Raw genomic sequence first — 17,908 nt, 5'->3', positions numbered from 1 at the left:
CCGCGGCGGCGCGACCTGCCATAAGATGTCGCGATGTAGTGACAACGCCTGCATCGAGGGGCGCACGGCGCCGCGCCTGCCGCGCGCGCTCGCGTTTTGCACCGGGAGCCTGCCATGTCCGAATTGCCACCGCGCGTGATCGCCACCGACGAGGCGCGCCAGCTCATCGACGAACTGAGCCGCCGCCACGGCGCGCTGATGTTCCATCAGTCAGGCGGCTGCTGCGACGGCAGCGCGCCGATGTGCCTCGCCGAGGGCGAACTGATCCTCGGCGAGGCCGACATCTGCCTCGGCACCATCGGCGGCGTGTCGTTCCACATGCACGAGGACCAGTACGCGGCCTGGCGGCACATGCAGCTGATCGTCGACGCGGTGCCGGGCAAGGGCGGCATGTTCTCGCTGGAAGGGCCGACCGGCCGGCGCTTCGTCACGCGCTCGCGGATGTTCTCGGCCGAGGAGCTGCGGCTGCTCGAACGGCAGCCGGGATAGCGCGCCGGCGGACACCGGACCCGCCGCGGTTCAAAATGGCCCGCGGCGTTTCAATTGCTGATACTGCTGCACCAGCACGCCGATGCGGTCGCGATAGGCGGCCGCCAGGCAGGCGTCCGACGCGCCGCAGCGCGCGCGGCGCTGCAACCAGTCGTGCTGCGCCTGCTGCATGTCGCCGCGCGTGCCCATCGCGACGAGTCCGGTCAGCATCTCGTAGCGCACCGCCATTTCCACATCCTGTTCGCTCAGCACGCGCGAGGCGCAGATCGCGCGCTCGTCGGGCTGGCTCGCCCGCGTGCAGTCGAAGCTCGCGGCCGAGGCCGGCATGGCGGGCAGCGCGACCAGCAGCGAGAGCGCCAGCGCGGGCAGCGCGCGGCGGCGGATCGGGGGAAACGAAGGCATGGCGGCTCCGGTCGGCGGGAATGCCGGATGGGACCGGGGGGCTGCCGGAGAGTTCGGCCAACCGGGACGCCGCCTCTGCCGGATTGTAAAAAATGCTGATACGGCGGTGCATCGAGGAAAATCGCTAACAAAATTACCGATTTTTTTGCCGCCGCACCGCCGGCGAGTTCGGATAGTGACGGAACACTTCGTGTCGCGAGTGTGACAGCGGTTTACGGCTTTCTATAGTGACGGAACACACCTTACATTCGCGAGTTTCGCCATGGTCGGTTCGGTCAAGGGCAGTCCCGTCACCACTCCCGTCGCACCGTCGCCGCATGACAGCCCGTCGTCACCCGTCACCGGTCCCGTCAGCCAGCCGACCAGCCGGCCAAGCAGCGCGGCGCTGTCGCCGCTGAGCAGCGCGCTGTCGGGGCGCCCGCGAGCGCTGTCGGAGCCGCCGGCGCGCGGTCCGTCGCTGTCTCCCACACCGTCCACGCCGCCCGTGCGGCGCGCGTCGATCAGTCTGCCGACCGGGCGCTCGCCCGCGCCCGGCTTGGCGCGGCCACCCGCCGACACGCGGGCGCCGATCGCGCGGCGCGCGTCCGAGAGCGCGGCGATGGCGCCGATGCGGTTGCAGGGCGCCCAGGCGCGCCGGCATTCCGAGGGCGAGGCGAGCGCGCCGCGCCCGAGCCTGAGCCAGCCGCCGCTGGGTCTGACCAGGGCTCAGCGGGACTTCGCGGAGAGCATCCGCCAGGCCATCGCGCCGCAGGGGGACGCGCCTTCGTTCGAGGACGCCGCGCCGCCTGAGCATCTCCAGTACCTCGCCGCCACCGCGGCGCTGACGGAAGCGGCGCCGGCCAGCGCCGCGAGCCGCCCCGCCTCGCCGGAGCAGGACGAGATCGACAGCGCGGCCGAAATGGAGAAGGTCGCGCAGGTGTTCGAGTTCCTGGCTTCGCTCGCCCCGCCGGTCGCGAGCGGCTCGGGTGGAGTCGGTGGAACGGGCGGCGGGACCGGGTCGGAGCCGCTCGGGCGCACCGCCCAGCCGGAGGCCCCGCTCGCCCCGTCCACGCTGACGGGCACGCCCGAGCCAAGGCGTGCGTCGAGCGCGCCGCCGGCCTTCGAGCGCCGCACGTCGTCGGTCGCGAGCGAAACACCGCCGGTCACGCCGACCATGACGCCCGCCATGCCGATTTCGACCGGCGCGCCGCTGCGCACCTCCAGCCCGCCGCCGCGCGCGCCGGCCCGCGTCCCGCTGCCCGACAGCGACGTGGGGCACGGCGTGAGCGAGACGGCCGAGTTCCTCGCCACGCTCGGCACGCCGCCGAGCCCGCCGCGTTCGCGTCCCGCTTCGCTGCCCGACAGCGACGCCGGGCACGGCGTGAGCGAAACGGCCGAATTCCTCGCCACGCTCGGCACGCCGGCGCCCCCCGCGCCCGCCAGCACGAGCACGACGAATGCGACGACGAACGAGACGGCCACGCCGCCGCGCATCGAGCCGGAGCAGCAGGGCGATATCGAAATGGACATCGTCGAGGCGAACCCGCACGGCACGCGGCCCTCCGCCGGGGCGAGCGGCACGGCCACCGCCACGCCGACTCCGCCGCAAGGCCAGACCACCACCGCGAACACACCCGATCAGGCCGTCACCACGCTGGCCGCCGATCTGCAGAACTGGGCCGGCAATCTCGCGCACGTCGTTGGCCACGAGACGCTGGCCGTGGGCGTGACGACGGCGATCCGCGAGGTGGTCGACGGCCTGATCCGCCATCTGCAGAACCTCCACCCGGAATCGGCGAAGGCGCAGGAGGTTGCCGCCGGCGCGCTGATCGCATTGATCGGCCTCGGCAACCTGATGTCGATGCAGATGCGCCGCAACCGCGGCACCAACACGCCCACCGCCGACGCCGGCAACGTGCTGCAGATCGCCGGCCTGATCATCAGCGCGGTCGGCGCGGGCGAGAAGCAGCAGTTGAAGGACCTGCTGCCGCAACTGACGCGCACGGTGGTCTACGCGGGCGGGCGCGACGGCATCAACGCGGTCATGCCGTACCAGATCAGCACGAAGGGCGCGAACAGCCTCGCCGCGCAGGGCTGGAACACGGCGCCCTACAGCGTCAACCAGTTCCTCGTGAACTGGGCGCAGGGCACCGGCATGTCCGGCGCCGGCTACGCCAACGCGTTGCACGAGATCTCGCAGATGAGCAACCAGACCGAGGCCGACGCGGCGCGCAAGAAGCTCGACGCCGAGGCGCCGGGCCAGCTGACCACCTACGTGACCGCGAACCTGGCCGGCGAGATCGCCGACAAGCTGCTTGGCAGCCTGATCGAGCAGGCGATCGGCGAGGGCGGCAGGGGCGGGATCGGCCAGATGACGATTCGCCACAATGCCCCGCAAGTGCCGAACGCGGGCGAGTGGGGCGACGCGATCGAGAAGACCATCTCGCGGATGTCGCTGTTCGGGCAGGCACTCGGCGGCTCGGCCGCGATCGGCACCGCGATCACGCCGGCGAGGTTCGGCGAGTACGGCGCGGCGATGGGCAACAACGCCGCGGGCGGCGTGCTGGTCGGCTTGCTGTGCCTGCCGTTCGTGATGACGCTGATGAAGAAGACGCGCGCCACGGTGAACGGCGACAACCCGGCCTGAACGGGGGCGGGCAGCGCGCGCCGAAGGCCTCCCGGGCGCGGCGCCATGGCCTCCGCCCATCGAAGTCGCGCGGGGCGCTGACCGGATTCACGGCAGGGTTTGTTCGGGTCGCCACCGTCGCCTTCGCGTCGCCGTGATGTCCGGCGCGCGGGGTTTTTATAGTGTCGATGTTCAATTTCATTCAGTGAGCCTTGCCATGCCCCCCAAAGTCACCGAAGGTGCGTCGCGTATTGGCAGCAATAATTCGTCGCCGACGCCCTCGCAGTCCGGCACCCCGCTGCCGGTCATCAACGCGCCGACCCAGCAGTCGACCAACGCGCTGACGGGCGCGCTGCCGCAGCGCTCGCGTAGTCCGTCGAATGCGTCGGAGACGTCGTCGCGCTCGTCGGTGCGCACCATGCCGCTGCCGGGGAATGCCGGTGCGCGGCGCGGCCCGATCGCGTTGAATGCGCGCACGCAGGGCATGCATCTGCGCAGCGCGTCCGACAGCCATCTGCCGAGATCGCTCGACGAAGTGGGCGATCCGCCCGCGGATCTGCCGCCCACCGAGACGCTGCTTGCGCGCAGCATCAAGGAGGCGATCGAGTCGGCGTCCGTGCGCAGTTCCGGCGCGTCGAGCCCGATCGAGGAGATCGGCACGGCATCGCTGAGCGCGGCGCCGGCCAACACGCCGATGACGGCCGAGGAAACCAACGCGGCGATCGCCGAGGATCTGGAAAAGGTCTCGCAGCTGCTGGAGCTGTTCGCCGAAATCACGCCGCATCTGGCCGCCGAAACGCCGGACGCGTCGGGCAGCGGGCAGGACACGCATCTGGCGCCGCCGTCGGGCCCCGGCAGCGTGGCGTCGAGTTCGCAGTCGAGCTTCGCGCTCGGCCGCCTGTTCGATTCGAGCAGCGTGTCGAGCAGCGCGTCGAACTCGGGGGCGAACACGCCGTCGAGCTACGGCCTGCGCGGCATGTACGGGCAATCGGCCAGCAACAGCTCGGCCTCGTCCGAGGACGGCCACGCCGCCAGCGAACACCCGAGCGTCGCTTCCAGCACGCAGTCGAGCCTCGGCCTGCGCGGCCTGTACGCGCAACCGAGCCCCTCCTCCAGCTCGGCCTCGTCCGAGGACGGCCACGCGAGCGTGAGCGGCAATTCGGATTCGAGCAGCGACTACAACCTCAACGAGCTGTTCGACGCCGCGCATCACGTCGCATCGGAGCGTTCGAGCTCGTCGTCGGAAAGCGAGGCGGTGGGCATGGACGACGGCGCCATCGAGATGCATCCGCCCGGCACCGGCGGCACCACGACGGGCGCCACGGCCGCGCAGAAGACCGCGCTGATGACCTGGCTCGGCAACATCGGCCACGTCGGCGGCCATGAAGCTGTGGCGGTCGGCCTGACCACGGCGATCCGCGAAGTGGTGGCCGGGCTCGTCCAGCATCTGCAGAACGCCCACCAGGGCGAGGGTTCGCTGAAGGCGCAGGAAGCCGCCGCGGGCGCGATCATCGGGCTGGTCGGCCTCGGCAACATCACCGCGATGCTGATGCGGCGCGCGCGCGGCACCAACAAGCCGGTCGCCGATGCCGGCAACGTGCTGCAGCTGGTCGGCCTGATCAGCACCGCGATCGGCGCCGGGCGCACCGGCAACCTGAAGGACCTGCTGCCGCAACTGACGCGCACGGTCGTGTACGCGGGCCTGCGCGACACCGCCAACACCATCAAGCCTTACACGGACAATCCGAAGGCCGGCGACCCGCTGCTCTCGCAGCTCGCGAACTTCGTGCCGTACAGCGCCAACCAGTTCCTCGTGAACTGGGCGCAGACGGCCGGCGGCACGTCGGGCGCGGGCTTCGCCAACAAGCTCGACGACATCGCGAAGATGACCAACGAGACCGAGAAAGCGAAGGCGCAGAGCAAGCTCGGCCGCGAGGTGGTGCTCAACGGCGGCGCCTACGTGGGCGCCAACATGCTCGGCGAGGTGTTCGACAAGATCACCGGCAGCATCATCGAGCAGGCGGTGGGCGAGGGCTGGGCCGGGGTGCCGCACATGGCGATCGGCCATGATCCGATCCGCCTGCCGAGCGGCGGCAACTGGGGCGATGCGTTCGAGAAGACCATCTCGCGGATGTCGCTGTTCGATCAGGCGATCTCGGGCTCGGCCTGGATCGGCACCGGCGTCACGACGCCGAAGTTCGGCGAGTTCGGCGGCACGATGATCAACAACGGCGTGGACGGCGCGCTCGTGAGCCTGTTGTGCCTGCCGTTCGTGATGACGCTGATGAAGAAGAAGGCCGGCGGCTCGTCGAGCGGCACCACCACCGGCGGCGACGCGGTCTGAGCGTGGGCGCCCGGGTGGCCGCTGCGGCGGCCGCCCGGGCGCTGCTCGCCGTCCCTCGCGGCGGCGCGGCGCGCCGGCTACAGCGCGTGCCGATAGATGAGGAAGCCGGACTTGTCGGCCACCTGGTCGTAGAGCTTCATCGCCGTCTCGTTGGTTTCGTGCGTCTGCCAGTAGACGCGCTCGGCGCCGTCGCGCTTCGCCTGCGCGTAGACGGCCTCGATCAGCGCGCGGCCCACGCCCTTGCCGCGCGTCTCCTCCAGCGTGAACAGATCCTGCAGGTAGCAGATCGGGCCGGCCATCGTGGTGTGGCGATGGTAGAGAAAGTGGACGAGCCCGACGAGCCTGCCCGCCGACTCCGCCACCATCGCATGCATCGGCTCGTAGCCGTCGAAGAAGCGGCGCCAGGTCAGATCGGTGATCTCGCGCGGCAGCGCCGTGGCGCCCGAGCGTCCGTAGAACGCGTTGTAGCCGTCCCAAAGCGGCAGCCACGCCTCGAAATCCTCCGGCACGGCGTAACGGACCAACCATGATTGATTCACGACAATGCACTCCTGTGGCAGTGGTTCCGAGCCGAGTATAGGAGTGCGAAGCCGTGCTGATGAGCGCCAGGCCGTGCGAGATTGATGGAGCCACGCGCCGCGATGCGTGGTTTGCTCCCGCGCATGGCGGCGCGCGAGGCCGGCGTCATCGGCCGGCGTCGCGCGCCGGATGCGTTCGACGTCGTTTTCGATGGCATTCGCCGTCTCGACGTGGTCTCGGTTTTCTGGAGAGCGCCTCACTCGCCACGCCGACGATGATGGTCCCGCGTTGCTTTTTCTCGCTCATGACCGGGACACCAACATCACGTTGCACCTACCAAGTCGTTCGCATGCGAATCATGGTCGGGTCACGGAGAAGTCACCTCTCTCCGCGTTCACGATGCTTCGGTCGAAGCGGGCGCCGTTCCCTCCAAGCGTTCAAGTCGCACGCTTTGCCTGTTCAAGCAGATGCACGAGCGCGGCCTTCAGCGTCGCCGGTGTGTCGACTCGACCCTTCGGCCCACACACCGTCAACGCGCCAATAAAGCCCCCACTTCCGCTGAACACTGGTGCGGAGACAGACGCGGTTTCGGGGACGTGGCCGGTCCTACAAGCGTTTGGCGGAATTTTGACCCCCGCCACGGAACGCTTCTAGCGGAGGCCACGGAACGCTTTCATTTGGTGCCAAAAGCGGGGCTCCCGCCCCGCTCCTCCCTCACTCCACCGTCACCGACTTCGCCAGATTCCGCGGCTTGTCCACATCCGTTCCCCGCGCACAGGCCGTGTGATACGCCAGCAACTGCAGCGGCACCACGTGCAGGATCGGCGACAGCGCGCCGTAATGCTCCGGCATCCGGATCACGTGCAGCCCGTCGTCGTTGACGATATGCGTGTCCGCGTCGGCGAACACGTACAGCTCGCCGCCGCGCGCGCGCACTTCCTGCATGTTCGACTTCAGCTTCTCCAGCAGCGTGTCGTTCGGCGCCACCGTCACCACCGGCATCGCCTCCGTCACCAGCGCGAGCGGCCCGTGCTTCAGCTCGCCCGCCGGATACGCCTCCGCGTGGATGTACGAAATCTCCTTCAGCTTCAGCGCGCCTTCCAGCGCGATCGGGTAATGCAGCCCGCGGCCGAGGAACAGCGCGTTCTCCTTGCGCGAGAACTCCTCCGACCACGCGATGATCTGCGGCTCCAGCGCCAGCACGCTGTTCAGCGCGGCCGGCAGGTGACGCAACTGACGGATGTAGTCGGCCTCGCGGGTCGCGTCCACGTGTCCGCGCACCTTGCCGAGCGTGGCCGCGAGCAGGAACAGCGCCACCAGCTGGGTGGTGAACGCCTTGGTCGACGCCACGCCGATCTCGGTGCCGGCGCGCGTCAGGAACTGCAGCCCGGTCTGGCGCACCATCGCGCTGGTCGCCACGTTGCAGACGGCCAGCGTGCGCTGGTGGCCCAGCGACTGCGCGTGCTTGAGCGCGGCGAGCGTGTCGGCGGTCTCGCCCGACTGCGAGATCACCACCACCAGCGCGCGCGGGTTCGGCACCGAGTCGCGGTAGCGGTACTCGCTCGCGATCTCCACCTGGGTGGGGATCTTCGCGATCGATTCGAGCCAGTACTTGGCGGTCATGCCCGAGTAGTAGCTGGTGCCGCAGGCGAGGATCAGCAGGCTGTCGATGTCGGCGAACGTCTCGGCCGCCCCCTCGCCGAACAGCGAGGCCTCGAACCCTTCGACGGGCGGGATCGTGTCGGCGATCGCGCGCGGCTGCTCGAAGATTTCCTTCTGCATGAAGTGGCGGTACGGGCCGAGTTCGACGGCGCCGCCGTAGGCGCTCACGGTGCGCACCTCGCGCTGCACGCGCGAGCCGCTGCGGTCGACGATCTTCACGCCGTCGAGCGACAGTTCGCAGACGTCGCCCTCCTCGAGGAACGTGAAGCGGTCGGTGCTGCCGGCCAGCGCGAGCGCGTCGGAGGCGAGGAAGTTCTCGCCGTCGCCGAAGCCGACCACGAGCGGCGAACCCTGCCGCGCGCCCACCACGGTGTTGGGCTGGTCCTTGTGGATCACGGCGATCGCGTAGGCGCCGTGCAGCTGCGCGACGGCCTCGCGCACGGCGGCGAACAGGTCGCCGCGATAGAGGCTGTGGACGAGGTGGGCGATGACCTCGGTGTCGGTCTGCGACACGAACTCGTAGCCCTTCGCGCGCAGCCCTTCGCGCAGCGTCTCGTAGTTCTCGATGATGCCGTTGTGGACCAGCGCCACGGTATCGCGCGAGAAGATCGGATGCGCGTTGTGGGTGACGGGCGCGCCGTGCGTGGCCCAGCGCGTATGCGAAATGCCGGTCATGCCCTCGAGCCCGGTCTCGCGCACCTGCGCGTCGAGATCGGCCACGCGCGAGACGCTGCGCGCGCGCCTGGGTGCGCCGTCCTCGAGCACGGCCACGCCGCACGAGTCGTATCCGCGATATTCCAGGCGGCGCAGACCTTCGATCAGCACCGGAACGATGTTACGTTGCGCAACTGCGCCGACAATGCCGCACATGGCGAGCGATCCTCCGAAATGAGGAAGGCGCCACCCGGGTGCGCCTTCCGAAACTGGTTTGAGCCGCCGGAACCGTTCAGCCCTTCTTCTTGGTCGGCCGCACGTAGCCGGCCTTCTCGGTCTGCTTCTTGTCGTTGAGCACGAGCTGGCCGCTCGCCACGTCCTTCCACACCGTGGTGCCGGCGGCGATCGTCACGCCGCTGCCCACCCGCACCGGCGCGACGAGCTGCGTGTCGGAGCCGACGAACACGTCGTCCTCGATCACGGTGCGGAACTTGTTCGCGCCGTCGTAGTTGCAGGTGATGGTGCCGGCGCCGATGTTCACGCGCGCGCCGATGTCGGCGTCGCCGATGTAGGTGAGATGGTTGGCCTTCGAGCCGTGGCCGAGCACGGCGTTCTTCACCTCGACGAAGTTGCCGACGTGCGATTCGTCGGCCAGCGCCGCGCCGGGCCGCAGCCGTGCATACGGCCCGACCACGGCCCGCGCGCCGACCTGCGCGCCTTCGAGGTGCGAGAACGCGTCGATGCGCGTGCCGGCGCCGATCTTCGTGCCGCGAATCACGCAGTTCGCGCCGATCGTCACGCCGTCGGCCAGTTCCACGGCGCCCTCGAACACGCAGTTCACGTCGATCGACACGTCGCGCCCGCACACGAGCGAGCCGCGGATGTCGATGCGGGCCGGATCGGCGAGCGTCACGCCGTCGAGGAGCAGCTGATCGGCGAGATTGCGCTGATGGATCCGCTCGAGTTCGGCGAGTTGCGCCTTGCTGTTCACGCCGAGCGTTTCCCATTCCTCGTCCGGCTGGGTCGTGACGACCTCGAAGCCGGCCTCGATGGCCTGCTCGACCACGTCGGTCAGGTAGTACTCGCCCTGCGCGTTGTCGTTGCCGAGCGCGCCGAGCCACATCGCGAGCTGGGCGGTGGGCGTGACGATGATGCCGGTGTTGATCTCGGCGATGCGCAGCTGCTCGGGCGAGGCGTCCTTCTGCTCGACGATGCGCGTGACGCTGCCGGCGGCGTCGCGCACGATGCGCCCGTAGCCGGTCGGATCGTCGAGCGTGACGGTGAGGATGCCGTAGCGCGCGTCGGTGGCGGCCTCGACGAGGCGCTTCAGCGTGCTGGCGCGCGTGAGCGGCACGTCGCCGTACAGCACCAGCGTGGGCTGGGCCGGATCGAGCAGGGGCAGTGCCTGCCGCACCGCGTGGCCGGTGCCGAGCTGCTGCTCTTGCAGCGCGAACTGCACGTCGGGCGCGGCCACCGCGGCCTGCACGGCTTCGGCGCCATGGCCGACCACCACCACGAGGCGCGACGGCGCGAGCGTGCGGGCGGTATCGAGAACGTGGGAGAGGAGCGGCTTGCCGGCCAGCGGATGAAGCACCTTCGGCAGCGCGGATCGCATGCGCTTGCCGGTGCCTGCCGCCAAAATCACGATATTCATGGCGCCAGCTTGGGAAGAGTTCGAGGTGCCGAATTCTAGCATGCAGGGTGTACGGCGATGGCGCCGGGCGGCGCCGATTTTCCCGCCGAAACGCCCGCCCGGCGGGCGTTTCGGTTAAACGTGAGGGATTGTTACAGATCGTCGAACTGGACGATCGAGATCGGCTTGGCACCGCCGCCGGGGACGCCGGCGGCATCCGGCGCATCGGTGCCGCACGGTTCCTCGTCGAACGCGATGTCGCCGGCCGGGTCGGCCTGGCCGGTGGCGCGCAGCCCGGCGAACGGGAACAGCCCGGTGTCCATCAGGTGCGAGGGCACGACGTTGGCGAGCGCGCTGAACATGTTGTCGACGCGGCCCGGGAAGCGCTTGTCCCAGTCGCGGATCAGCGCCTTCATCTCGGCGCGCTTCAGGTTCGGCTGGCTGCCGCACAGGTTGCACGGGATGATCGGGAATTCGCGCAGCTCGGCGTACTTCTCGAGATCGACTTCCTTCACGTAGGCGAGCGGGCGGATCACGATGTTCCGGCCGTCGTCGGACTGCAGCTTGGGCGGCATGCCCTTGAGCTTGCCGCCGTAGAACAGGTTCAGCAGCAGCGTCTGCAGGATGTCGTCGCGATGGTGGCCGAGCGCGATCTTGGTGGCGCCGAGTTCGCCCGCCACGCGGTAGAGGATGCCGCGGCGCAGCCGCGAGCACAGCGAGCAGGTGGTCTTGCCCTCGGGCACCAGCCGCTTGACGATGCTGTAGGTGTCCTGGTTCTCGATGTGGAACGGCACGCCGATCTGCGTCAGGTACTCGGGCAGGATGTGCTCGGGGAAGCCGGGCTGCTTCTGGTCGAGGTTGACGGCCACGATCTCGAAGTCGATCGGCGCGCGCTCGCGCAGGCGCAGCAGGACGTCGAGCATCGCGTAGCTGTCCTTGCCGCCCGACAGGCAGACCATCACCTTGTCGCCGTCCTCGATCATGTTGTAGTCGCCGATCGCCTGGCCGACCTGGCGCGCGAGCCGCTTGAACAGCTTGTTGTTCTCGTAGGCTTCCTTCTGCTCGCGGCGCGTGAGCGCGCGGCGGCCGAGTTCGGCGACGTTGGCCTCGACGGCCTGCGCGGCCTCGGCGTGTTCGGGGGTATGGGGGGCGTTCATGTGCGCTCCTCGTCCTTGATGCGGAAGACTTCGACGCCCACTGCGTCGCAATCGGGGTAGGCGTCCGGTTTCTCGGTGGAGACGCGCGCCGCGCGCACGGCGGGGTGCGCGAGCAGGCGCGCGGCGATCGAGTCGACCAGCGTTTCCTGCAGGTGGATATGGCCGCTCGCCACGCAATGGGCGACGGCCTGTTTCATCAGATCGTAGTCGATCACCTCGCGCAGCTTGTCGGCCACCGGGGTGGTCAGCGCCAGCGGCACGAACACGTCGATGTTGACGACCACGCGCTGTTCGCCGCGCTTCTCGTGCTCGAACGCGCCGATACGCATGGAGACCTCGTGGTCGCGCAGATAGAGTCTGCGGCAGTCGGCGAGCCTGGGGTGCAGGAGGGCGGAAAACATGGTCATTCCAATCAGGTTGCAGGTTGGCGTGCTGGCACGCGAGTCAGGGTTGGCCGGCGAGCGCCGACGCGGGCCGGCTTTCACCGGCCGGCGGCGCGAGGTGCTCGCCGCCGTCCACGGTCAGCGTCGCGCCGGTCACGCCCGGGGCCTCGGCCAGATAGCAGGCGGCCTCGGCGAATTCGTCGGCGTGCGGCGCGCGCCCGCGCACCAGGCCCGCCACGCGCACCTTCGGCGCCAGCGCCAGCGCCTGCGCGGTGGTGGCGCGATGCAGCGCGGCCTGTGCCAGCGCCTGCGAGAGCCGCTCCGGCGCTGGATGGTACAGCGCGTCGTCGAGCACGTGTATCAGCACCGCCCGCAACCGCTCGTTCTCGCGCGCGGCCTCCGGCGTGGCGGCCGCGAGCGCGCGGCCGAGCACCACCGGGGCCGCGACCAGTCGCGCGAACGCGGCGGCCAGCGACGCGTGGCCGGCGCTCAGCGCGTCGTCGGCCGGGGCCGGATCACCGTGGCAGACCACGCAGCCGGGGCGGCCGAGCGCGGCCGTGCAGGCCGGCACCAGCGCCATGGCGCCCGCTTCCGTGGCGAGATCGGCCACCAGCACCGCCGCGCGTTGGCCGAGCGTGGTCAGTTCCGCCGCCAGCGCTTCGGCGCCGGGCCGGGCCGCCTCGGCGTCCACCGCGAGCGCGACGTCCCAGCCGCGCCGCGCGAACGCGCGCGCCAGCGCGGCGCCGATCCCGGCCGGGCCGGCGGCGGGCGCGGCGCCCGTGATCAGCACGATGCGCGTGCCGGTGGGCGCGGCGGTGGGCGTTGCGGCGGATTCGGTCATTTACAATGCCGGGATGAACCCGAAAGCTCACGAACCCGCTAGTTTACCCGTTCCCGGCCCGGACGCGCTCGCGCAGTCCGAAACGCTGGCCGCGTCGCTGCGTGCCGAGATCGCGGCGGCGGGCGGATGGGTGCCGTTCTCGCGCTTCATGGAGCGCGCGCTCTACGCGCCGGGCCTTGGCTATTACAGCGGCGGCGCGCGCAAGTTCGGCCGGCGCGGCGATGACGGCAGCGATTTCGTGACGGCGCCGGAGCTCTCGCCGCTGTTCGCCCACACGCTCGCGCGGCCGGTGGCCGAAGCGCTCGGCGCGAGCGGCACGCGGCGCGTGATGGAGTTCGGCGCGGGCACCGGGCGGCTCGCGGCGGGGCTGCTGGCCGCGCTCGACGCGCTCGGCGCCGCGCCCGAGCATTACCAGATCGTCGAGCTGTCGGGCGAGCTGCGCGAACGCCAGCGCGCGACGCTGGCGGCCGAGCTGCCGGACGCGCTCGCGGCGCGCGTGCAGTGGCTCGACGCGCTGCCCGAACGCTTCGAGGGCGTGGTGATCGGCAACGAGGTGCTCGACGCGATGCCGGTGCGGCTGGTGCTGCGCGCCGACCGGCCGGGCGAGGGCGCCGCGGGCTGGCGCGAGCGCGGCGTGGCCGTCGATGCCGCCACGCGCGCGTTCGTGTTCGAGGACCGGCCGCTCCAAGCGGGCGCCCCGGACGTGATCGACGCGCTGGCCGCGCTCGACCTGCCGCCCGGCTACCTGACCGAGACGCACGAGGCCGCGCGCGCGTTCACGCACACCGTCTGCACGATGCTCGCGCGCGGCGCGGCATTCTTCATCGACTACGGTTTCCCGGCCGGCGAGTATTACCACCCGCAGCGCGCCGAGGGCACGCTGATGTGCCATTACCGGCACCGCGCGCATGGCGATCCGTTCGTCTGGCCGGGGCTGCAGGACATCACCGCGCACGTCGAATTCTCGGGGATCCACGCGGCCGGCGTGGCGGCCGGCGCCGAGCTGCTCGGCTACACCTCGCAGGGCCGCTTCCTGCTGAACGCCGGCATCACCGAGGTGCTGGCCGGGATCGATCCGTCCGACGCCGCGCGCTTCCTGCCGGCCGCGAACGCGGTGCAGAAGCTGATCTCCGAATCGGAGATGGGCGAACTGTTCAAGGTGATCGCGTTCGGCCGCGGCATCGACGGCCTCGACGCCTTCGCGCGCGGCGAGCGCTCGCACGCGCTCTGAACCCGGGGGGAGATCCGATGTTTCGCTGGCTGCTGGTGTCCTTCGTCGCGGTGATGGTGCTGGCACGCACCTGGCCGTGGCTGTCGAAGTTCGGCGTGGGCCGGCTGCCCGGCGACGTGACGCTGCGGATCGGCTCGCGCGCCTATCCGTTTCCGTTCATGTCGACGCTGGTGGTGATGGCGATCGTGTCGGTGATCGCGCGGCTCTGGTGACGAGGTGGTGATGACGGCGGCCCGCCGCGCGGGCGGCGGACCGGCTTCGGATGCGGGTGGAAGGAATCAGTGCGAGAGTTCGCCGACGATGCGCCGGACCAGCGCCTCCGCGTCGTCGAGCGCCTCGTGTTCGTCGGCGCGGACGTATTCGGTCTCGTACTCGGTGTTGTCCGGCGTATCGCCGTCCGAGCGGGACAGGATGACATAGCCGCGGAAGCGGCCCCCGTTTGCCGCGCGCGTATAGGCTCTCGCCGTATAGCCGCGGGTTGTCATGCGGATACCGTCCATGAGGATCTCCCGTTGGTGGGAGAGTTCATCCTAGCATCGCGCGAGGGACGGCGCCGGAAAGGCTGCAGGAGGCGCGCCGGCGGGGGCTTCCGGGGCGGCGGGCGGGCGCCCCGGCCTTCGCACGTTGCTTCGTGCTCCGTTTCGCTGTTTCCCGCGCGTTTCGGAGTCGACGTTTCACCTGTCGCCAAAGCCCGCCGTTTCCGCCATCTCCGGCGCTTCCCCGTGCCGCGAGGGCGTGGCGCCGGTCACCGCCCAACGACTGCTTTAAAGATCGCTCAGCGCGCCAGCAGCGCGTCGACCTCGTCGAGCGTCGGCGCATGCGCGCCCGTATGCCGGCAGGCGGCCGCGCCGGCCGCGAGCGCGAACGCCAGGTGCTCGCCCCAGTTGCGCTGCGGCGCCGTCATCAGGCTCACCAGCAGGCCGCCGATCGAGGCGTCGCCGGCACCGACCGTGTCGGCCACCTCGACGCGCGGCGGCTGCGCCTCGAAGGTCTCGCCGTCGGCATGGAGCGTGGCCGTCTGCGCGCCGCGCGTGACCAGCACCGCGGCCGCCGGATTCAGCGCGCGCAGCGTGGCGATCGCCTCGGCCTCGTCGCCGTCGAACAGGTGGCGCAGGTCCTCGTCGGACACCTTCACGAGGTCGGCCAGTTTCACCATCTTCTCGAGCGTCGGCCGGTAGGCGGCGGTCATCAGGTTCCGGTAATTCGGGTCGAAGCTGATCTTCACGCCTCGCGCACGCAGCGTGCCCGCGAGCGCGATCAGCGTGCCGGCGAGCGGCTCGCGCACGAGGCTGATGCAGCCGAAATGCGCCCATTCGAGCGGCGCTTCCCAGCCGGCCGGCAGCGCGGCCGGATCGAACGCGAGGTCGGCGCTGTTCTCGCCGATGAAGAAATACGCGGGCGGCTGCGTCTCGTGGACCACCGCGAGCAGCGGCGGCAGGTCGAAACGCTGCAGGAAGCGCAGGTCGAGGCCGGCCGCCTCGCTCTCGCGCCACAGCACGTCGGAGAAGCAGTCGCGGCCGAGCGCGCCCGCCGCGGCGCTCGACACGCCGAGCCGCGCCACCGCGCGCGCCACGTTCCAGCCGGCGCCGCCCGGCACCGAGGTCCATTGCGCGGCGGCGTGGCGAACCATGTCGGTCAGGATGTCGCCGGCCGAGACGAAGCGCGGAAATGACGTGCCGCTCATCATGCGTTCTCCTTGCGATGCGGGACGGCGTTGCCGTTCGCGCCGGGCAGCGCGTTCAGCACTTCGTAGCAGGCGCCCATGGTGTGATAGTCGGTCTTGCCGGCCGGGCTCTTCTCGTCGCTGTACTTGCGGTTGTCGCAGGTGAGGATGCGGTACCAGGCGCCGTAGCGGTGATCGACGAAATGCTGCCAGCTGTAGCGCCAGATCTCGTCGTAGCAGTCCCAGAAGCGCTCGCTGCCGGTGCGCGCGCCGAGCAGCGCGGCGGCGGCGAAGGTCTCGGCCTGCACCCAGAAATACTTGTCGTGGTCGCACACGGTGTAGTCGGGGCCGAAGCCGTAGACGAGCCCGCCGTGCTCGCTGTCCCAGGCATGCGCGAACGCGGCGTCGAACAGCTCGATCGCGCGCGGCAGCAGCCAGTCGAGCGGGCGATGCCGCTCGAGGATCAGCAGCAGCTTGGCCCACTCGGTCTGGTGGCCGGGCTGGAAGCCCCACGGGCGGAAGATGTTGGTGCTGTCTTCCTTGTTGTAGTCCCAGTCGATCGACCAGTCGGCGTGGTAGTGCTCCCAGACGAGGTTCTGCGAGAGCGCGGCCTGGCGCTGCGTGATGTTCGCGGCGACCCGTTCGGCGCGGTCGAGGTAGCGCGTCTCGCCGGTGGCCTCGTAGGCGGCCAGCAGCGCTTCGGTCGTATGCATGTTGGCGTTCTGGCCGCGATAGTCGGACACCTGCCAGTCGGCCGTGGCGTCGTCCTTGTAGAGCCCGCCCCCGGCGTCCCAGAAGTGCCGCTCCATCAGCGCGAAGGTGTGGCCCACCAGCTCGCGGCCTTCCTCGATGCCGGCCATCACCGCGTGCGCGGCGGCCAGCAGCACGAACGCGAGCCCGTAGCAGTGGCGCGTGGCGTCGCGCGTGGCGGCCTTGCGGCCGTCGCGCCATTCGATTTCCCAGTCGTAGCCTTCGTGCGCCGGATCCCAGTGCGCCTCGCGCAGGAAGCGCAGGCCGTGGCGCGCGTAGTCCTGGTGCTGGCGATCGCCGAACTGCCGGTAAGCCATCGCGTAGTTGAAGACGTAGCGGCAGCTGCTGACGAGGTGGCGCGTGGTGCGGTCGTAGATCGAGCCGTCGTCGCGGAAGAAATGGAAGAAGCCGCCGGTCGGATCGAATACCGTCGGCGCGTAGAAGTGCAGCGTGTGCTGGACGTGCGACATCAGGAAGGCCGCGTCGCGGAAGTCGGCGACATGCGGCGCCGGCGTGTCCGGCGCGGTCGGCGAAGCTGGGTTCGTCATGAGGCGATTACCGGGGTGAGGGGGCGCGGCGCATGGGCCGCGACGGAACTGCTCGCGCGCTCGATCAGCCGCACGGGCAGGCGAATTTCGGTTTCCTCGGGCGCGTCGGCGAGCAGCAGCTCCACGCCGCGGCGGCCGAGCGCTTCCTTGTCGACGGCGAGCGTGGTGAGCGGCGGGGCCGCGTGCGCGGCGCCGAGGATGTCGTCGAAGCCGACGAACGCGATGTCCTCGGGTACGCGCAGCCCGCGCGCGAGGCAGACGCGCATCGCGGCCAGCGCGGCCGCGTCGTTGAACGCGAACACGGCGTCGGGGCGCGGGCCGCCGCCGTCGAGGATCCGTTCCATGGCGCGCGCGGCGCCGGTGTCGGGGTCGAGCCCGGCGTCGATCGTCACTTCCAGCGACGGATCGAACAGCAGGCCCGCCTCGAAGAACGCGCGGCGAAAACCGAGCGCGCGCTGCGAGATGCTGTGGTGCGCGAGCGAGCCGCCGATGAAGGCGATCCGCTGGCGGCCGGTGGCGAACAGGTGCCGCATCGCCTGCGAGGCGCCGGCGCCGTTGTCGATGTTCACCGAGCGCAGGCCGGGCGCCCACATGTCGATCAGCACGAGCGGGCGGCCGGTGGCGGCGAGCGCGTCGATCGTCTCGGGCTCCATGAAGCCGGCCACCGCGATCGCGTCGGGCGCGTGCGGACGCATCTGGCGCAGCACGTCGTCGGTCGGGCCGACCGTCAGCAGCGCCGGCACGATGCCGCGCTCGCGGCAGGCTTCCTCCACGCCGTGCAGGACGTGCGAGAAGAACGGCGTGGCGGCGAAATTGTTGTGCTGGCGGTGCAGCAGGAACGTGAGCCGGCGGATCCGCGGGCGCAGCTGCGCCGGGTCGTAGCCGAGCTCGGCGGCCACCGCGACGATGCGCTCGCGGGTAGCCTCGGACAGGCCCGGCTGGTTCTTCAGCGCGCGCGAAACGGTGCCGATCGAAACGTTCGCCGCCTGCGCGACATCGCGAATGGTGGTGCCCATGCTTGCCGACC

At 70.4% G+C, this 17,908-nt stretch carries 16 protein-coding genes; 5 read left to right on the top strand and 11 right to left on the bottom strand.

The genetic code is table 11. The features are described 5' to 3' along the window. Positions 1-114: 114 nt before the first annotated feature. On the top strand, positions 115-489 hold the full coding sequence (locus bpln_RS16975) for a DUF779 domain-containing protein (protein WP_042626188.1): 375 nt from the start codon (positions 115-117) through the stop codon (positions 487-489). Positions 490-519: 30 nt separating this feature from the next. On the opposite strand, the gene bpln_RS16970 is transcribed toward bpln_RS16975, so the two are convergent. After that, the gene (locus bpln_RS16970; protein ID WP_208459461.1) at positions 520-891 is read right to left on the bottom strand and encodes a lysozyme inhibitor LprI family protein; all 372 of its coding nucleotides are present in this window, start codon (positions 889-891) and stop codon (positions 520-522) included. A gap of 262 nt (positions 892-1,153) precedes the next feature. Here bpln_RS16970 and bpln_RS16965 point away from each other — a divergent pair, with 262 nt between their 5' ends. Both bpln_RS16965 and bpln_RS16960 read left to right on the top strand, forming a co-directional pair. Beyond that, positions 1,154-3,517: a hypothetical protein gene (locus bpln_RS16965; protein ID WP_055139342.1), complete on the top strand. Its 2,364-nt coding sequence runs from the start codon at positions 1,154-1,156 to the stop codon at positions 3,515-3,517. Between the two features lie 196 nt (positions 3,518-3,713). Beyond that, complete coding sequence (locus tag bpln_RS16960; protein ID WP_055139341.1) at positions 3,714-5,840, top strand: hypothetical protein; 2,127 nt, start codon at positions 3,714-3,716, stop codon at positions 5,838-5,840. Positions 5,841-5,917: 77 nt separating this feature from the next. On the opposite strand, the gene bpln_RS16955 is transcribed toward bpln_RS16960, so the two are convergent. The 6 genes from bpln_RS16955 to bpln_RS16930 form a co-directional block, all read right to left on the bottom strand. Beyond that, on the bottom strand, positions 5,918-6,379 hold the full coding sequence (locus bpln_RS16955) for a GNAT family N-acetyltransferase (protein ID WP_055139340.1): 462 nt from the start codon (positions 6,377-6,379) through the stop codon (positions 5,918-5,920). A 694-nt stretch (positions 6,380-7,073) separates the two neighbouring features. After that, on the bottom strand, positions 7,074-8,891 hold the full coding sequence (glmS, locus tag bpln_RS16950) for a glutamine--fructose-6-phosphate transaminase (isomerizing) (protein ID WP_042626184.1): 1,818 nt from the start codon (positions 8,889-8,891) through the stop codon (positions 7,074-7,076). 76 nt (positions 8,892-8,967) lie between these two features. Beyond that, on the bottom strand, positions 8,968-10,329 hold the full coding sequence (gene glmU / locus bpln_RS16945) for a bifunctional UDP-N-acetylglucosamine diphosphorylase/glucosamine-1-phosphate N-acetyltransferase GlmU (protein WP_042626183.1): 1,362 nt from the start codon (positions 10,327-10,329) through the stop codon (positions 8,968-8,970). A 131-nt stretch (positions 10,330-10,460) separates the two neighbouring features. Further along, on the bottom strand, positions 10,461-11,465 hold the full coding sequence (gene ttcA / locus bpln_RS16940) for a tRNA 2-thiocytidine(32) synthetase TtcA (RefSeq protein ID WP_055139339.1): 1,005 nt from the start codon (positions 11,463-11,465) through the stop codon (positions 10,461-10,463). Then, positions 11,462-11,866 (bottom strand): dihydroneopterin aldolase, encoded by a 405-nt coding sequence (locus bpln_RS16935; RefSeq protein WP_055139563.1) that lies wholly within the window; start codon positions 11,864-11,866, stop codon positions 11,462-11,464. Before bpln_RS16935 ends, ttcA begins: the two co-directional genes overlap by 4 nt. Before the next feature lie 43 nt (positions 11,867-11,909). Beyond that, complete coding sequence (locus bpln_RS16930; RefSeq protein WP_042626181.1) at positions 11,910-12,689, bottom strand: SDR family NAD(P)-dependent oxidoreductase; 780 nt, start codon at positions 12,687-12,689, stop codon at positions 11,910-11,912. A gap of 13 nt (positions 12,690-12,702) precedes the next feature. Here bpln_RS16930 and bpln_RS16925 point away from each other — a divergent pair, with 13 nt between their 5' ends. Both bpln_RS16925 and bpln_RS16920 read left to right on the top strand, forming a co-directional pair. Further along, positions 12,703-13,920 carry a class I SAM-dependent methyltransferase gene (locus bpln_RS16925; protein ID WP_055139338.1) on the top strand — a complete coding sequence of 406 codons (1,218 nt, stop codon included), beginning with the start codon at positions 12,703-12,705 and terminating at the stop codon, positions 13,918-13,920. A 17-nt stretch (positions 13,921-13,937) separates the two neighbouring features. Then, positions 13,938-14,132: a DUF2905 domain-containing protein gene (locus tag bpln_RS16920; RefSeq protein ID WP_042626179.1), complete on the top strand. Its 195-nt coding sequence runs from the start codon at positions 13,938-13,940 to the stop codon at positions 14,130-14,132. A gap of 66 nt (positions 14,133-14,198) precedes the next feature. Here the strand turns inward: bpln_RS16920 and bpln_RS16915 are convergent, their stop codons facing one another. The 4 genes from bpln_RS16915 to bpln_RS16900 all read right to left on the bottom strand — a co-directional run bounded on the left by bpln_RS16915 (position 14,199) and on the right by bpln_RS16900 (position 17,897). Next, positions 14,199-14,420, bottom strand: coding sequence for a hypothetical protein (locus bpln_RS16915; RefSeq protein WP_042626178.1), 222 nt, complete (start codon positions 14,418-14,420; stop codon positions 14,199-14,201). A gap of 275 nt (positions 14,421-14,695) precedes the next feature. Continuing rightward, positions 14,696-15,604, bottom strand: coding sequence for a carbohydrate kinase family protein (locus bpln_RS16910; RefSeq protein ID WP_042626177.1), 909 nt, complete (start codon positions 15,602-15,604; stop codon positions 14,696-14,698). Further along, positions 15,604-16,881 (bottom strand): AGE family epimerase/isomerase, encoded by a 1,278-nt coding sequence (locus bpln_RS16905; protein ID WP_055139337.1) that lies wholly within the window; start codon positions 16,879-16,881, stop codon positions 15,604-15,606. Before bpln_RS16905 ends, bpln_RS16910 begins: the two co-directional genes overlap by 1 nt. Continuing rightward, positions 16,878-17,897 carry a LacI family DNA-binding transcriptional regulator gene (locus bpln_RS16900; protein ID WP_042626175.1) on the bottom strand — a complete coding sequence of 340 codons (1,020 nt, stop codon included), beginning with the start codon at positions 17,895-17,897 and terminating at the stop codon, positions 16,878-16,880. The genes bpln_RS16905 and bpln_RS16900 overlap by 4 nt, the downstream gene beginning before the upstream one ends. Positions 17,898-17,908: the final 11 nt, after the last annotated feature.

It is taken from the genome of Burkholderia plantarii, from assembly GCF_001411805.1.
GTDB classification, from domain to species: Bacteria; Pseudomonadota; Gammaproteobacteria; order Burkholderiales; family Burkholderiaceae; genus Burkholderia; species Burkholderia plantarii.
This window is presented reverse-complemented; position numbering and strand designations above follow the sequence as displayed.

Excerpts from the sequence above, each read along its gene's own strand:
- bpln_RS16975 (WP_042626188.1), top strand. The coding sequence starts at position 115 with ATGTCCGAATTGCCACCGCGCGTGATCGCCACCGACGAGGCGCGCCAG.
- bpln_RS16970 (WP_208459461.1), bottom strand. The coding sequence starts at position 891 with ATGCCTTCGTTTCCCCCGATCCGCCGCCGCGCGCTGCCCGCGCTGGCG.
- bpln_RS16965 (WP_055139342.1), top strand. The coding sequence starts at position 1,154 with ATGGTCGGTTCGGTCAAGGGCAGTCCCGTCACCACTCCCGTCGCACCG.
- bpln_RS16960 (WP_055139341.1), top strand. The coding sequence starts at position 3,714 with ATGCCCCCCAAAGTCACCGAAGGTGCGTCGCGTATTGGCAGCAATAAT.
- glmS (WP_042626184.1), bottom strand. The coding sequence starts at position 8,891 with ATGTGCGGCATTGTCGGCGCAGTTGCGCAACGTAACATCGTTCCGGTG.
- glmU (WP_042626183.1), bottom strand. The coding sequence starts at position 10,329 with ATGAATATCGTGATTTTGGCGGCAGGCACCGGCAAGCGCATGCGATCC.
- ttcA (WP_055139339.1), bottom strand. The coding sequence starts at position 11,465 with ATGAACGCCCCCCATACCCCCGAACACGCCGAGGCCGCGCAGGCCGTC.
- bpln_RS16935 (WP_055139563.1), bottom strand. The coding sequence starts at position 11,866 with ATGTTTTCCGCCCTCCTGCACCCCAGGCTCGCCGACTGCCGCAGACTC.
- bpln_RS16930 (WP_042626181.1), bottom strand. The coding sequence starts at position 12,689 with ATGACCGAATCCGCCGCAACGCCCACCGCCGCGCCCACCGGCACGCGC.
- bpln_RS16925 (WP_055139338.1), top strand. The coding sequence starts at position 12,703 with ATGAACCCGAAAGCTCACGAACCCGCTAGTTTACCCGTTCCCGGCCCG.
- bpln_RS16920 (WP_042626179.1), top strand. The coding sequence starts at position 13,938 with ATGTTTCGCTGGCTGCTGGTGTCCTTCGTCGCGGTGATGGTGCTGGCA.
- bpln_RS16915 (WP_042626178.1), bottom strand. The coding sequence starts at position 14,420 with ATGGACGGTATCCGCATGACAACCCGCGGCTATACGGCGAGAGCCTAT.
- bpln_RS16910 (WP_042626177.1), bottom strand. The coding sequence starts at position 15,604 with ATGAGCGGCACGTCATTTCCGCGCTTCGTCTCGGCCGGCGACATCCTG.
- bpln_RS16905 (WP_055139337.1), bottom strand. The coding sequence starts at position 16,881 with ATGACGAACCCAGCTTCGCCGACCGCGCCGGACACGCCGGCGCCGCAT.
- bpln_RS16900 (WP_042626175.1), bottom strand. The coding sequence starts at position 17,897 with ATGGGCACCACCATTCGCGATGTCGCGCAGGCGGCGAACGTTTCGATC.